Origin of the sequence: Cellulomonas soli, from assembly GCF_052036975.1 — a bacterium.
Taxonomy (GTDB): Bacteria; Actinomycetota; Actinomycetes; order Actinomycetales; family Cellulomonadaceae; genus Cellulomonas; species Cellulomonas soli_A.
Genome location: NZ_JBQIAR010000019.1, coordinates 39,744 through 53,644, shown reverse-complemented (window position 1 = coordinate 53,644; position 13,901 = coordinate 39,744). Strand labels below are relative to the sequence as shown.

At 74.6% G+C, this 13,901-nt stretch carries 12 protein-coding genes and 1 pseudogene; 9 read left to right on the top strand and 4 right to left on the bottom strand.

All coding sequences use genetic code 11. The annotated features are described in order from the left end of the window. Nucleotides 1-214 (bottom strand): annotated as a pseudogene (locus ACTHAM_RS16405) (1,4-dihydroxy-2-naphthoate polyprenyltransferase); the annotation flags it as partial. Continuing rightward, nucleotides 211-1,422, bottom strand: coding sequence for an o-succinylbenzoate--CoA ligase (gene menE / locus ACTHAM_RS16400; RefSeq protein WP_440689405.1), 1,212 nt, complete (start codon nt 1,420-1,422; stop codon nt 211-213). The gene menE and the pseudogene ACTHAM_RS16405, both read right to left, overlap by 4 nt. A 64-nt stretch (nt 1,423-1,486) precedes the next feature. Here menE and ACTHAM_RS16395 point away from each other — a divergent pair, with 64 nt between their 5' ends. From ACTHAM_RS16395 to ACTHAM_RS16385, 3 genes are all read left to right on the top strand, one after another. Then, nucleotides 1,487-2,626 (top strand): DUF3048 domain-containing protein, encoded by a 1,140-nt coding sequence (locus tag ACTHAM_RS16395; RefSeq protein ID WP_440689403.1) that lies wholly within the window; start codon nt 1,487-1,489, stop codon nt 2,624-2,626. Between the two features lie 143 nt (nt 2,627-2,769). Then, nucleotides 2,770-3,858 carry a DUF3048 domain-containing protein gene (locus ACTHAM_RS16390; protein WP_440689401.1) on the top strand — a complete coding sequence of 363 codons (1,089 nt, stop codon included), beginning with the start codon at nt 2,770-2,772 and terminating at the stop codon, nt 3,856-3,858. A gap of 159 nt (nt 3,859-4,017) precedes the next feature. After that, nucleotides 4,018-4,182, top strand: a complete 165-nt coding sequence (locus tag ACTHAM_RS16385) for a hypothetical protein (RefSeq protein WP_440689399.1) — start codon at nt 4,018-4,020, stop codon at nt 4,180-4,182. A 10-nt stretch (nt 4,183-4,192) separates the two neighbouring features. Here the strand turns inward: ACTHAM_RS16385 and ACTHAM_RS16380 are convergent, their stop codons facing one another. Beyond that, entirely contained in the window at nt 4,193-5,164 is a 972-nt protein-coding gene (locus ACTHAM_RS16380; protein WP_440689397.1) for a 1,4-dihydroxy-2-naphthoyl-CoA synthase, read from the bottom strand. A gap of 117 nt (nt 5,165-5,281) precedes the next feature. On the opposite strand from ACTHAM_RS16380, the gene ACTHAM_RS16375 reads away from it, so the two are divergent. The 3 genes from ACTHAM_RS16375 (at nt 5,282) to ACTHAM_RS16365 (ending at nt 9,941) form a co-directional block, all read left to right on the top strand. After that, the gene (locus ACTHAM_RS16375) at nt 5,282-6,256 is read left to right on the top strand and encodes an o-succinylbenzoate synthase (RefSeq protein ID WP_440689409.1); all 975 of its coding nucleotides are present in this window, start codon (nt 5,282-5,284) and stop codon (nt 6,254-6,256) included. Then, a complete protein-coding gene (gene menD / locus ACTHAM_RS16370) occupies nt 6,253-8,172 on the top strand; it encodes a 2-succinyl-5-enolpyruvyl-6-hydroxy-3-cyclohexene-1-carboxylic-acid synthase (protein WP_440689395.1) in 1,920 nt (639 codons plus the stop codon). The genes ACTHAM_RS16375 and menD overlap by 4 nt, the downstream gene beginning before the upstream one ends. A gap of 113 nt (nt 8,173-8,285) precedes the next feature. Then, nucleotides 8,286-9,941, top strand: coding sequence for a trypsin-like peptidase domain-containing protein (locus ACTHAM_RS16365; RefSeq protein WP_440689393.1), 1,656 nt, complete (start codon nt 8,286-8,288; stop codon nt 9,939-9,941). A 42-nt stretch (nt 9,942-9,983) separates the two neighbouring features. Here the strand turns inward: ACTHAM_RS16365 and ACTHAM_RS16360 are convergent, their stop codons facing one another. After that, nucleotides 9,984-11,354, bottom strand: coding sequence for an isochorismate synthase (locus tag ACTHAM_RS16360; RefSeq protein WP_440689391.1), 1,371 nt, complete (start codon nt 11,352-11,354; stop codon nt 9,984-9,986). Between the two features lie 58 nt (nt 11,355-11,412). On the opposite strand from ACTHAM_RS16360, the gene ACTHAM_RS16355 reads away from it, so the two are divergent. From ACTHAM_RS16355 to ACTHAM_RS16345, 3 genes are all read left to right on the top strand, one after another. Next, nucleotides 11,413-12,108, top strand: a complete 696-nt coding sequence (locus ACTHAM_RS16355; RefSeq protein WP_440689389.1) for a demethylmenaquinone methyltransferase — start codon at nt 11,413-11,415, stop codon at nt 12,106-12,108. Nucleotides 12,109-12,190: 82 nt separating this feature from the next. Beyond that, complete coding sequence (locus tag ACTHAM_RS16350) at nt 12,191-13,486, top strand: geranylgeranyl reductase family protein (protein ID WP_440689387.1); 1,296 nt, start codon at nt 12,191-12,193, stop codon at nt 13,484-13,486. A gap of 34 nt (nt 13,487-13,520) precedes the next feature. Next, nucleotides 13,521-13,883 (top strand): NADH-quinone oxidoreductase subunit A, encoded by a 363-nt coding sequence (locus ACTHAM_RS16345; protein ID WP_440689385.1) that lies wholly within the window; start codon nt 13,521-13,523, stop codon nt 13,881-13,883. Nucleotides 13,884-13,901 lie beyond the last annotated feature (18 nt).

Here is a 13,901-nt window from a genome sequence, read left to right as displayed (position 1 = left end):
GGTCGAGGTCGGTGCCGCGCACCCCGTCGGAGTAGTCGTTCGCGTAGTTGACGCCGACCTGCAGGGCCAGCGCGACACCGGCCGCCAGGACCGCCCTCCCCAGGTGGGCCTGCCCGAGCTGCGCGGCGGCACCGGTGCCGACCAGCACGGGGGCCACCGCGGCGGGCAGGGTGCGGGGGCGGGCGCCGGCCAGCCACTCACGGGTCGTCGTCACAGGGAACTCCTCGGGGTCGGGGACTCGCCGTGCACGTGCGGCGGGCGGTCGAGCAGGCGGGCGGCGAGCGCGGCGACCGCCCTGCGGTCGGTCTTGCCCGGGCCGCGGCGCGGCAGGGCGGGGACCTGCAGAACATGGCGGGGAGCGCTGGCCGGACCGAGCGCGGCGCTCACCACGTCGCGGGCGCGCTCGAGCCCCGGCAGGGCCGAGCCGACCGAGGGCACCACCACTGCCACGACGGCCTGACCCCACTCGGCGTCCTCGACGCCGACCACGCACACCTCGGCGACACCCGGCAGTGCGCTGAGCAGCGACTCCACCGGGGCGGGGGCCACCTTCACGCCGCCCGTGACCAGCACGTCGTCGGCGCGGCCCAGGACCACGAGCCGACCGTGCTGCCACGTGCCCAGGTCCGAGGTGCGCAGCGAGCGCGCACCGTGCTCGGCCACGAAGACCTCGGTGTCGTCCTCGCCCAGGTAGCCGGCGGCCAGCACCGGTCCCGTCAGGCGGATGCGACCGTCCGCCTCGAGCCCGACGTGCACGCCGTCCAGCGGGACGCCGTCGTAGACGCACCCACCGCAGGTCTCCGACATGCCGTACGTCGTGACGACCGCGACGCCGGCACCACGAGCACGGGCGAGCAGCTCCTCGGGGCTCGCTGCTCCGCCCAGCAGCACGGCGTCGAACTGGCGGAGTGCGTCGAGGGCGGCACCGTCGTCCAGCAGGCGGCGCAGCTGGGTGGGCACCAGCGAGACGTAGCGCGGCCCGGGCCCGGTCATCGAGCCGACGGCGTCCACGAACGCCGCCGCGCGGAACGGACCCGGCACCGGCACGGTCGGACGGGTCCCCGCCAGGAGCGAGCGGACCAGCACCTGCAGGCCCGCGACGTGCGTGACAGGCAGGGTGAGCAACCAGTGCCCGGGCCCAGCCAGCCGCGCGGCCGTCGCCTCGGCGGAGGCGCGCAGGGCCTCGGCGCCGAGCATGACCTTCCGAGGTGCGCCCGTCGAGCCCGAGGTCCGCACGACGAGCGCGACATCGTCGGGGACCGTGGGCGACGCCGACCGGGTGGGACCTGCGTCCGCCGGGTCCACCAGACTCAAGGCCGGTCCGCTCCCGTCGAGCGCCGCCGCGAGGGACGCGATCAGCGCGTCCACCTCCGTCGCCGAGAGCGAAGCGGCGCAGGGCACCTCGCGCAACGGACGGCTCACCGCACCAGCCTAGGTGCGCCCGGCCCGTAGAGTGTCCGGCGGTCTCGTCCTCAAGGAGCCTGCCGTGCCGAAACCCGCCAGCCTCACCCGCCATCGCACGCAGCAGCGCGCTGCCGACGTCGGCCGGCGCCCACGCCCCCGCCGCGCCTGGGCCCTGCGGGCCGTGCCCGTCCTGGGTGCCGGACTGGTGCTCGCGCTGGCCGCCTGCAGCGAGGCCGTGCCGACCCCGACGCCCACGGTCACCAGCCCGGCGGTGGTCGTGGCGCAGAAGCAGGCGGTTCCCGCGCCCGTGGTCCCGGCGCGGTGGCCGCTCACCGGGGTCGTCGCCGACGAGCCGGCCGACCGACCCGCGCTCGCCGTGAAGATCGAGAACCCCCGAGAGGTACGCCCCCAGACGGGCATCGACCAGGCCGACATGGTCTGGGAGGAGGTCGTCGAGGGCGGGGTCACCCGGTTCGTCGCCGTCTTCCACTCGCAGGTCCCCGCCGAGATCGGCCCGATCCGGTCCGTGCGACCGATGGACCCGGCGATCGCCGCACCGCTGCACGGCCTGATCGCGTTCTCCGGCGGGCAGGCGGCCTTCGTCAACGCGCTCGGGGCCTCCGGGTTGCAGCTGCTGAGCCACGACGCGGGCGATGACGGCTTCTACCGCAAGAAGGGCGTGCTGCCGGCGCCGCACAACGTCTACGGGAAGCCCGAGACGTTCTGGGCGCAGGCGGACGCCACGCACACCGCGGCGCCGCCCGAGCAGTTCCCGATCGCGCGTCGCGCCGACCAGTCGACGGTCGTGCTGAACGGGACGCCGGCGACCAGCCTGACCACCACCCTGTCCGGGTACGCGCAGCCCTCGTGGAGCTGGGACGCGGCGAGCGCCACCTGGCTGCGCACGGAGGGCACCTCGCCCGCCACGGCCGCGTCCGGCGCACGTCTGGCCGCGACCAACGTCGTCGCGCTGCGGGTCACGCTGGTGGACTCGGGAACGATCGACCCGGCGGGCAGTGCCGTGCCCGAGACGAAGCTCGTGGGGTCCGGCGAGGGTGTGGTGGCCGTGGGTGGCCGCACACTCGACGTGACCTGGTCGAAGTCGGCCGTCGATGCCCCGCTGACGCTCAGCACGGCGGACGGGACGCCGGTCTCCTTGGCGCCGGGCGTCACCTGGGTCGAGCTCGTCCCGAAGTCCTCGGGCAGCATCACGGTCGGTTGACGGCCCGAGCCCCCGCCCGCCCGCCCGCCCGCCGGCCCGGCGCCGGAGGTCGAGGTCCGCGCGTCGCGTTCCGTCTCCAGCGTGCCCGTCTGAGAGGCTGGACCGCGCCGCGGACCGATCGCGGCAGGAACGGGGGACACGCGATGCCGATCGCCGCGACCGCACCACGAGGTGCTCGACTCCGTCTGCGGGGGACCGCAGGGATCGTCGGGGTCCTCGCGCTGCTGACGGCCTGCGGGAGCAGCACCACCCCCGAACCGGCGGAGACGGTGACCTTGGCGTCCACGGTGCAGGCGGACAAGGCGCCCGCGCCGACCCCGACCGTGCCCACCACGTGGCCGCTGACGGGCGTGCCGGTCGACGCGGTCGCACAGCGGCCGGCCCTGGCCGTCAAGATCGAGAACACCGCTGTGGCACGTCCGCAGACCGGGCTCGACCAGGCGGACGTCGTGTGGGAGACGATCGTCGAGTTCGAGGTGTCCCGGTTCGTCGCCGTGTTCCACTCGCAGGTGCCCGACGAGGTCGGACCGATCCGCTCCGTGCGGCCCATGGACCCGCTGATCCTGCAGCCCCTGCACGGGATCCTGGCGTTCTCCGGTGGGCAGGCGGGCATCCTCGCCGAGGTCGAGGCGAGCGGTGTGCAGATGATGAGTCACGACGCGGGGGCGCCCGGCATGTTCCGGGTCAGCACCCGCTCGGCCCCGCACAACGTGTACGGCACGCCGCAGACCTGGTGGGACGCGGTCGATGCCGAGCACGCCGCCGTGCCCGCCGAGCAGTTCGCGTTCGCCCGGACTGCCGAGAAGGCGACGGCCGTGGCGGCGGGGACCCCCGCGACGACCCTGGCGTTCCGGCTCTCCGCCGCGTCCAGCCCCAGCTGGGTGTGGGACACCGCGAGCGGCACCTGGCTGCGCTCGGAGGGGTCGACGCCGGCGATGGCGGCGAGCGGTGCTCGACTGTCCGCGGTGAACGTGGTCTCGATCACCGCGGACCACCCGAACTCCGGGTTCGGGGCCCAGGGTGGTGCCCCGGTGCCGACCTACTCGCTGGTGGGGTCGGGGGAGGGTGTTCTCGCGAGTGGTGGCAAGACCGTGCCCGTGCGGTGGGAGAAGACGGCCGAGGACGCACCGATGGTGCTGCACACCCTGGACGGCGCGTCCGCGACGCTGGCTCCGGGGAACACCTGGGTCGAGCTGGTCCCGGCGGCCACCGGGTCGTTGACGGTGTCCTGACGCCTCAGGCGTCGGCGGGTGCCTCTCGCCCTGACCGTTCGGTCGAGCGGGGTACGACCCGGGGCGGACCCTCGGCCCTGCCGGGGGAGGACCGTGCGCGCAGCGGTTCCGGCCGGCAGGGGGACGCGGATCGCATGGTCGACGCAGTTGGCTGGTGCCATGACCACGATCACGTCCCACACGGCCACCGAGCACCCCGAACGGGTGCGCTCGATCGCCCCCGTCCTGGTGTCCGCGCTCGTGCTGCTGGGGCTGGCGGTCGCCTCGGCGGTGGCGCTGTCCTCGGTGCTCGACCTGATGAGCTGGGCCTTCGCCGGTCGGTGACCGCGACCGCTCAGTAGGCGTACGGGAACCCGGACCAGTCCGGGTCGCGACGCTGCAGGAACGCGTCGCGCCCCTCGACGGCCTCGTCCGTCATGTACGCCAGGCGGGTCGCCTCGCCCGCGAAGACCTGCTGGCCGGCCAGTCCGTCGTCGGCGAGGTTGAACGCGAACTTGAGCATGCGCACGGCCTGCGGCGACTTCGTCGCGATGATCCGGGCGTACTCCAGCCCGGCCTCCTCGAGCCGGGCGTCATCGACGACCTCGTTCACGGCGCCCCAGTCGTAGGCGTCCTGCGCGGAGTACTCGCGGGCGAGGAAGAAGATCTCCCGGGCCCGCTTCTGCCCCACCTGACGGGCCAGCAGCGCGGAGCCGTAGCCCCCGTCGAACGAGCCGACGTTCGCGTCGGTCTGCTTGAACCGGGCGTGCTCGCGGCCGGCGATCGTCAGGTCGGCCACGACGTGCAGGGAGTGCCCGCCGCCGGCGGCCCAGCCGTTGACGAGCGCGACCACGACCTTGGGCATGGTGCGGATGAGCCGTTGCACCTCGAGGATGTGCAGGCGACCGGCACGGGCGGGGTCGACGTCGTCGGCGGTCTCGCCCGAGGCGTACTGGTAGCCGGACCGGCCGCGGATGCGCTGGTCGCCGCCGGAGCAGAAGGCCCAGCCGCCGTCCTTGGGGCTGGGGCCGTTGCCGGTGAGCAGCACGGTGCCCACGTCGGAGGTCATGCGGGCGTGGTCGAGCACCCGGTACAGCTCGTCGACGGTGTGCGGACGGAACGCGTTGCGCACCTCGGGCCGGTCGAACGCGACGCGCACGACGGGCAGGTCACGCTCGACGGCGCCGTCGGCGGCCTGCTCGGCGGTGGGGCGTGCGACCCCGCGGTGGTAGGTGAGGTCGGTGAGGTCCTCGAACCCGCCGACCGTGCGCCAGCGCGTCGGGTCGAACGTCGCGGACACGGGCTCGGGCAGGGGTGAGACGGTCACGGCGCCACCCTAGCGGCGGCCATGCGCGCCTACGCTGGCGGGGTGCCCGCTGCCTCCCACGACCGCTCGCCCGACTCGCCGCCCGGGCGGTCCAGCGGCTCCGGTGCCCTCGCCGACCTGCACGTCTGGTCGATCCCGCTGCGCACCCGGTTCCGGGGGCTGACGGCCCGCGACGGCGTGCTGGTCCGCGGGGACGCCGGCTGGGGCGAGTTCAGCCCGTTCTGGGACTACGACGTCGCCGAGTCGGCGGCGTGGTGGCGGGCGGCCCGCGAGGCCGCCGACGAGGGGTGGCCGGACCCGGTGCGCGACCGGGTCCCCGTGAACGTGACCGTGCCGGCCGTCGGCCCGGAGGAGGCCCACCGGATCGTGCTGGCCTCCGACGGGTGCCGCACCGCGAAGGTCAAGGTGGCCGAGCGGGGCCAGTCGCTGGCCGACGAGGTCGCCCGGCTGGAAGCGGTGCGCGACGCGCTGGGACCAGGTGGGGCGATCCGCGTGGACGCGAACGCCGCCTGGGACCTCGAGACGGCCGTGAGTCGGCTCGCGGTGCTCGACCGGGCCGCCGGCGGCCTGGAGTACGCGGAGCAGCCGGTGCCGTCGGTCGCCGACCTGGCGGCGCTGCGGCGGCGGACGGCCGTGCCGATCGCGGCGGACGAGTCGATCCGCCGGGCCGCCGATCCGCTGGCGGTGGCCAGGGCGCACGCCGCCGACGTCGTGGTGCTCAAGGTGCAGCCGCTCGGCGGGGTCCGGGCGTGCCTGCGGCTGGCCGAGCAGGTGGGGCTGCCCGTCGTGGTCTCCTCGGCACTGGAGTCGTCGGTGGGGTTGGCGGCGGGGATCGCGCTGGCTGCGGCCCTGCCCGAGCTGCCGTACGCGTGCGGTCTGGCCACGGCGCAGCTGCTCACCGACGACGTGGTGGCCGACCCGCTGCTGCCCGTCGACGGGGCGATCGCGGTGCGCCGACCCGTGCCGGACGGGTCGGCGCTGCGTCGCACGGCGGCCGACGCCGGGTTGGCCGACCGGTGGTCCCGGCGGTGCGACGCGGTGGCTCGGTGGTCGGCCGACGCGTCGGTGGGTCCGCAAGGCCCTCGGGCATGATGGCCGACGTGACGCCCCCCGAGCACCCGTCCGAGAGCCCGTCCGAGCGCCCCGCCGAGCCCGCCGGCGAGCATCCGGCCGTGCAGGCCGCGCGGGTGCTCGTGCAGGCCGTGGCCGCCCTGGGTGTCGAGGACGTCGTGCTGGCGCCGGGCTCGCGCAGCGCCCCGCTGGCGTACGCGTTGGCCGACGCCGCGCGCCCCGACGAGACCAGGCCCGCCGGTGCGCCGTCCCTGCGCCTGCACGTGCGGGTGGACGAGCGGGACGCGGGGTTCCTGGCACTCGGGCTGGCGAAGGCCGCGCAGGCCGAGGGCTCACCGCGACCCGTCGCCGTGGTGACGACCTCCGGTACGGCGGTGGCCAACCTGCACCCTGCCGTGCTCGAGGCCCACCACAGCGGCATCCCTCTGGTGCTGCTCACGGCCGACCGGCCGCACGAGCTGCGCGGCACGGGTGCCAACCAGACGACGCAGCAGGTCGGGATCTTCGGTGCCGCGGTCCGGCTGGCCGTGGACGTGCCCGCCCCGACCGGCCGGGCCGAGGAGGACCGTGACCTGCGCCGGACGCTGGCCCGCGCGCTCGCGGCGGCGACCGGTGCCCGCACGGGTGATCCGGGGCCCGTGCACCTCGACCTGGCGTACCGCGACCCGTTGGTGCCCCTCACGCCGGTCTGGCCGGCACCCTCCCGGGTCGGGCTCAGTCATGTGCTGCCCCGGGGGGCGGTCGACACGGGCACGCGAGGCGTCTCGTCCTCTGCGCAGCCCTCCATGCTGCCCTCCGCGCAGCTCACCGCCCAGGCGACGGGCTCGCTCCCGGTGGTGCGCACGCGCGGTCGGGGTGCGGTGCCCACGGTGGTCGTCGCCGGTGACGGGGCCGGTCCCGACGCCCGGACGCTGGCCGAGGCGAACGGGTGGCCCCTGCTGGCCGAACCGTCGTCCGGGGTGCGCGGCGGTCCGCACGCCATCGGTGCGTACCGGTTGCTGCTGGACGACGCGCGGCTCGGGGGACGGGTGGGTCGTGTCGTGGTGCTGGGTCGGCCCACGCTGTCCCGTCCGGTGCAGCGTCTGCTGGCCCGTGAGGACGTGGAGGTCCTGGTGGTGGCCCCGCAGGGGGCCGACTGGCCGGATGCACCGCGCAACGCCACCGATGTGCTCACCGAGGTGCCGGCCCGGTTGCGGCTCGGGCGTGTGGGCGCCCCGGCGGGCTGGCTGGCGGGCTGGCAGGCGGCGGGCACCGCTGCGCTGGCTGCGATCGACGAGGTCCTGGAGGCGGGCGGGGACGTGCGGCCCTCCCGCACCGGGACGCGCGTCACCGGTCCGGCCCTGGCCCGGGCGGTCGCCGCGGTGAGCACCCCGCAGGACGCGCTGGTCGTGGGTTCCTCGAACCCGGTGCGTGACCTGGACCTGGTGGCCCGGTGGGACGCGCCGCCGCTCGTGCTGGCCAACCGGGGTCTGGCCGGGATCGACGGCACGGTGGCCACGGCCACCGGTGTCGCCCTGGGCCTGCCGCACCGGCGGGTGCGGGCGTACCTGGGTGACCTGACGTTCCTGCACGACGCGGGCGGTCTGCTGCGGGGTTCGCTCGAGGCGCAGGCCGACCTGCAGATCGTCGTGGCCCACGACGACGGCGGGTCGATCTTCGCCACCCTCGAGCACGGCGACCCCGACCGGCCCGAACGGGCCGAGGTGTTCGAGCGGGTGTTCGGCACCCCGCACGGCGTGGACCTGGCGGCGCTGTGCGCGGCCTACGGCGTGCGGCACGTGCACGTGGGGGACGTCGACGGGTTGCTGCCGGCCCTGGCCGCCCCGGGGGTGGGCACGAGCGTGGTGGAGGTCCGGGTGGACCGGGCGGGCCGGCGCGCGCTGAACGCCCAGATCGTCGCTGCGGTCGCCGCGGCGGTGGACACCACGCTGTCCTGAGGGGCTCGGTGCCACCCGCGTCGGCACCTGTGGAACTCCAAGCGGACTCCCAGGTTCCGTGAAGGGTGCCTCCAGGACGGCGGGGTCTCATGGTCCTCGACGAAGGAGGGCACATGTCCGAGAACCCCGTTCAGGGAACCCCGCAGCAGGACCAGCCGACCGGCGACACGCAGCCGGTCCCCACCCCCGCAGGCGCGACCCAGCCGCTGCCGCGGATGGCGGACACCCAACCGCTCGACGCGCAGGTGGCCCCTGCCGCCCCCGCGGCGCAGCAGCCGCCGGTGACGGTCACCAGCCACCCCGTGCCGCCCGCCGGCACCCACCCGACCAACCCGTTCCTGCCGCCGCACCCGGCCTCACCGCCCGAGCTGCGCGCGCAGCACGAGGCCCGGCTGGCCCAGCAGCGGGCAGCGCAGGCCGCTCACACCGCCGCGTACGGTGCCCCGCCGCAGCCGGCGCCGGTGCCCGGTCAGCAGCCGTACCCGTACGCCCAGGCGGCCCAGCCCGGCGCGGTGCCGCTGCAGACGATCGAGCCGTCCGGTGCCCCCGCGAAGCGGCGCAGCATCTGGCTGCCCGTCACCACCGTCGGCGTGGTCGCCGCGCTGGCGGCGTCTCTCGGCACCGCGGCACTCACCGGCGCGTTCGCCGACGACTCGACGCAGCCGTCCTCGCTCGCGTCGCTGTCGACCTCGACCAACGAGTCGGTCCCGGTGGCCGGGTCGACGTCCGACGACCCCGACTGGGAGGCCGTGACGACCGCCGTGCAGGCGTCGGTCGTGGCCATCCAGGTCACCACGAGCAGCGGCACCGCCGAGGGCTCGGGTGTCATCATCGACACCGAAGGCCACGTCATCACCAACAACCACGTGGTCGAGGGCGCCGAGGGCGACACGGTCCAGGTCACGCTCAGCGACGGTCGCCTGTTCGACGCGACGATCGTCGGCACCGACCCGACCACCGACCTGGCGGTCGTGCAGATCACCGACGCGCCGGACGACCTGAGCCCGGCCACGCTCGGCGACTCCGACGCGGTGACCGTCGGCGAGGCCGTCATGGCGGTCGGCAACCCGCTCGGCCTGGCCAACACGGTGACGACCGGCATCGTGTCGGCGCTCGACCGTCCGGTGTCGACCTCGGAGTCCGGCTCGGCGTCCGACGCGGTGGTGACCAACGCCATCCAGATCGACGCCGCGGTGAACCCCGGCAACTCCGGCGGTCCGTTGTTCGACGCCGAGGGCAAGGTCATCGGCATCACGTCGTCCATCGCGACCACGTCCAGCGACTCGGGCTCGATCGGCATCGGCTTCGCGATCCCGGTGAACCTGGTCTCCTCGGTGGCCGCGCAGCTGATCGAGAGCGGGAGCGCCGAGCACGCGTTCCTGGGGGTGTCGCTGTCGGACGGCACGGCCACGGCGGACGGCGTCACGCGGCGCGGTGCGGTCGTGGAGCAGGTCAGCTCCGACTCCCCGGCCTCGGCCGCCGGGCTGCAGAAGGGCGACACGATCGTGGCGATCGGCGGCCGGACCGTCGGCGGCGCGGAGTCCCTGACCGCCTACGTGCGGGCGCTGTCCTCGGGCACGAAGGTCACCCTGACGGTGGTGCGGGACGGTGCGGCGATCGACGTCGACGTGACGCTCGCGGCGCGTGAGGAGACGACCGACACCTCGTCGGGCGGCAGCAGCGGCAGCGTCGACCCGCAGGACATGACGCCCGAGCAGCTGTGGGAGTGGTTCCAGCAGCAGCAGGAGCAGCAGGGCTCCGGCCAGTAGGCCAGGGACGCCCCTGCGGCCGGCCGGGGCACCGCACGACCCTCAGCGGTCGGCGGTGTCCCGGCCGAGCGCGTGCCGCATGGGGACCAGCTTGGCCTCGGACTCGGCCAGCTCGGCGGCCGGGTCGGACGCCGCGACGATCCCGCAGCCCGCGAACAGGCGGACGCGTCGTGCGTCGTCGGGGTCGATCTGCGCGGAGCGCAGCGCGATGCCCCACTCGCCGTCACCGTCGGCACCGAACCAGCCGACGGGCCCGGCGTACCGGCCGCGGTCCATGCCCTCGATCCGGGCGATGAGTGCCCGGGCGGCCTGTGTGGGGGTGCCGCACACCGCGGCCGTGGGGTGCAGGGCCGCGGCGAGCGCGAGCGAGGACGGGTGCGCGGCCTGGCCGGTGGGTGTGGCGAGCACCCCCGTGACGTCGGAGGCGAGGTGCAGCACGTTGGGCAGGTGCAGCACGAACGGCACGTCGGGCACGTTGGTCGAGGAGCAGAACGGCTCGAGCGCGTGCGCCACGGAGGACACGGCGTACTCGTGCTCCTCGAGGTCCTTGGAGGAGTGGGCCAGGATCGCGGCGCGCGCCACGTCGGCGGCGTCGTCCCCGGTGCGGCGGATCGTCCCGGCGAGCACCCGTGAGGTGACCAGGCCCTTCTCGGACCGCACGAGCAGCTCGGGGGTGGCTCCCATCAGGCCGTCGACGCTGAAGGTCCAGCAGGACTCGTAGTCGTCGGCGAGCCGGCGCAGCGCCCACCGCACGTCGACGGGGCGCTCGGCGTGGGCGATGACGTCCCGGGCGAGCACCACCTTGTCGACCTCACCGGCACGGATCGCCGCGACGCCGCGAGCCACGACGTCGCGCCAGCCGGCTGCGTCGACGGCGCCGTCGGTCGAGGTGACCTCGCCGGGGTCGTGCACGGGGGTGCGTGTGCCGAGCACGTCCTCGAGCCGCGGGGCGCCGTGCAGCCGGGCGCCGGTGGTGATGGTCGTCAGCCACGCCCGCCCGTTCCGCCGGCCCACCACGACCGAGGGGACCACGACGACGCCGCCGGCGGGGGAGTCCTCGTCGAACGCGAACGAGCCGAACGCGACGGCACCCGTGCCCGGCAGGCGGACCTCGTCGCGCACGATCGCGCGGGCGAGCACGTCCTGCCAGACCTGCTCGGCCTGGGCGAACCGGTCGGGCCCGCCGACCTCGACGCGCAGCGCCTCGCCCCACGCCACCAGGCCGTCGCCGCGCCGCACCCAGGCCAGTGGGGCCTGCGCGGGCAGCAGGTCGAGCAGGTCGGCCGGGTCGGGCGTCGCGCCGGGGGTGCGGGTGGTGCCGTCTCGCGTCAGGTCGTCGTCACCGAGGGCGACCGTGCGGACCACCAGCGGGTGCGGCACGCGGTCGGTCGGCGTGCTCGTCAGCGTGCTCATCCCCACCAGGGTATGCCCGCTGCATGGAGCAGCCCGTCAGACCTGCGACGATGGGCCCATGTCTCGTGCAGGACTGGAGAAGGACCCCCGTGACGTCGCCGCGATGTTCGACGGCATCGCCCGCCGGTACGACCTGACCAACGACGTCGTCTCGCTCGGCCAGGACCGGGCGTGGCGTCGTGAGACGTTGCGCGCGGTGGCCGCCCAGCCCGGTCAGACGGTGCTGGACCTGGCCGCGGGCACGGGCACGTCGAGCGAGCCGCTGGCGGACGCGGGTGTCCGCGTGGTCCCGTGCGACCTGTCGACGGGCATGCTCGCGGTCGGCAAGCGACGGCGACCGGACCTGTCGTTCGTGGCGGGCGACGCGTTGCACCTGCCGTTCGCGGACGCGTCGTTCGACGCGGTGACGATCTCGTTCGGGCTGCGCAACGTGACGGACGTGCCGGCCGCGCTCGCGGAGATGATGCGGGTGACACGCCCGGGCGGACGTCTCGTGGTGTGCGAGTTCTCACGGCCGACGTGGGCGCCGTTCCGCACGGTCTACACCGAGTACCTCATGCGGGCGCTGCCGCCGGTGGCCCGTGCGGTGTCCAAGGAGCCGGACGCGTACGTGTACCTGGCCGAGACCATCCGGGAGTGGCCCGACCAGCAGGAGCTCGGTCGGATCATGGTCCGTGCGGGGTGGTCGCAGGTGGGGTTCCGGAACCTCTCGGGTGGCATCGTGGCGTTGCACAGGGCGGTTCGTCCCGAGTAAGGAAAGCCTTCCAAGACAGTGGGTTGACCGGTCGATAAACTCGGCCGGAGCCAAGTGAACGCCGTCACAAATGGAGCGACCGGTGCTGGGAGCAACGCACGATGACGCGGACGTCATCGTCGTGGGCGCAGGTCCGGCGGGTTCCAGCGCGGCGTACCACTGCGCGGCTGCCGGGCTCCAGGTCCTCCTGCTCGACAAGGCCTCGTTCCCGCGCGACAAGATCTGCGGCGACGGTCTGACCCCGCGGGCGGTGGCCGAGCTGGTGCGCATGGGTGTGGCCACCGACGAGCAGGACGGCTGGATCCGCAACGCCGGTCTGCGGGTGCTCGGCGGCGGGCACCGCCTGGAGCTGCCGTGGCCGGAGATCTCCAGCTACCCGGCGTACGGCCTGGCGAAGGCCCGCATGTCGTTCGACCACCTGCTGGCCACGCACGCGCAGGCCGCGGGCGCCAAGCTGCTCGAGCGGACCATGGTCACCGGCCCCGTGCGTGACGAGCGCACCGGTCGCGTGGTCGGGGTCACGGCGCGCCCGGTCGACGCCGACGGACGTCGCGACGGTGACGAGGTCGTCTACCGCGCACCTGTGGTCGTCGCTGCGGACGGCGTCTCGGCGCGCCTGGCGACCGGCATGGGCCTGCAGAAGCGCGACGATCGTCCGATGGGCGTCGCGGTGCGCACGTACTTCCGCACCCCGCGGCACGACGACCCGTGGATGGAGTCGCACCTCGAGCTGTGGGACGGCGAGCCGCACCGCTCGAACCTGATGCCGGGGTACGGCTGGATCTTCTCCCTGGGTGACGGCACCGCCAACGTGGGTCTCGGTTCGGTGAGCTCGACGGCCGCCGCGACGAAGGTCGACTACAAGGCGCTGTTCGCCGCGTGGATGGCCAACGCGCCTGCCGAGTGGGAGTTCACCCCGGAGAACCAGGTCGGCGAGGTGCGCGGCGCGGCGCTGCCGATGGGCTTCAACCGCGGCCCGCTGTACGGCCAGGGCCTGATGCTCGCCGGCGACGCCGCCGGCATGATCAGCCCGTTCAACGGCGAGGGCATCGCGTACGGCCTGCAGGCCGGCCGGGTCGCCGCCGACGCCATCGCCCAGGGCCTGGCGCGGGGCACGGCCAGCGGGCGCGAGCGCGCGTTCGCCACCTACGAGCGCCGCATGAAGGACGACCTGGGCGGGTACTACACGCTGGGGCGCATCTTCGTGCGGCTCATCGAGCACCCTGAGGTCATGCGGATCTGCACGCGCTACGGCCTGCCGCGTCCGCTCGTCATGCGCTTCACCCTCAAGCTGCTGTCCGACTGCTACGAACCCCGCGGCGGCGATGTCGTCGACCGGGTCATCGCAGGACTCACCCGGATCGTCCCCGCAGCATGACCACCCGCACCTCAGCGCCGAGGAGGCCTGCGCGATGACCAACCCGTTCATTCCCGTCCTGGTGCTGATGGGCATCGCGGCGGTGCTCGCGCTCGGTGGCGTGGGTGCCAGCGCGATCCTGGGCCCCAAGCGGTACAACCGCGCCAAGCTCGAGGCGTACGAGTGCGGCATCCAGCCCACCCCGCACGCCGTGGGCGGTGGCCGGTTCCCGGTCAAGTACTACCTGGTCGCCATGACCTTCATCGTGTTCGACATCGAGGTCGTGTTCCTCTACCCGTGGGCGGTGAGCTTCGCCGAGCTGGCGATGTTCGGCCTGGTGGCGATGATGACGTTCCTCGTGATCATCACGGTCCCGTTCGTCTACGAGTGGCGCCGGGGCGGGTTCGAGTGGGACTGAGCCCGGCTGGGCCGCTCA

Excerpts from the sequence above, each read along its gene's own strand:
- ACTHAM_RS16345 (WP_440689385.1), top strand. The coding sequence starts at position 13,521 with ATGACCAACCCGTTCATTCCCGTCCTGGTGCTGATGGGCATCGCGGCG.
- menD (WP_440689395.1), top strand. The coding sequence starts at position 6,253 with ATGATGGCCGACGTGACGCCCCCCGAGCACCCGTCCGAGAGCCCGTCC.
- ACTHAM_RS16385 (WP_440689399.1), top strand. The coding sequence starts at position 4,018 with ATGACCACGATCACGTCCCACACGGCCACCGAGCACCCCGAACGGGTG.
- ACTHAM_RS16365 (WP_440689393.1), top strand. The coding sequence starts at position 8,286 with ATGTCCGAGAACCCCGTTCAGGGAACCCCGCAGCAGGACCAGCCGACC.
- ACTHAM_RS16390 (WP_440689401.1), top strand. The coding sequence starts at position 2,770 with ATGCCGATCGCCGCGACCGCACCACGAGGTGCTCGACTCCGTCTGCGG.
- ACTHAM_RS16355 (WP_440689389.1), top strand. The coding sequence starts at position 11,413 with ATGTCTCGTGCAGGACTGGAGAAGGACCCCCGTGACGTCGCCGCGATG.
- ACTHAM_RS16360 (WP_440689391.1), bottom strand. The coding sequence starts at position 11,354 with ATGAGCACGCTGACGAGCACGCCGACCGACCGCGTGCCGCACCCGCTG.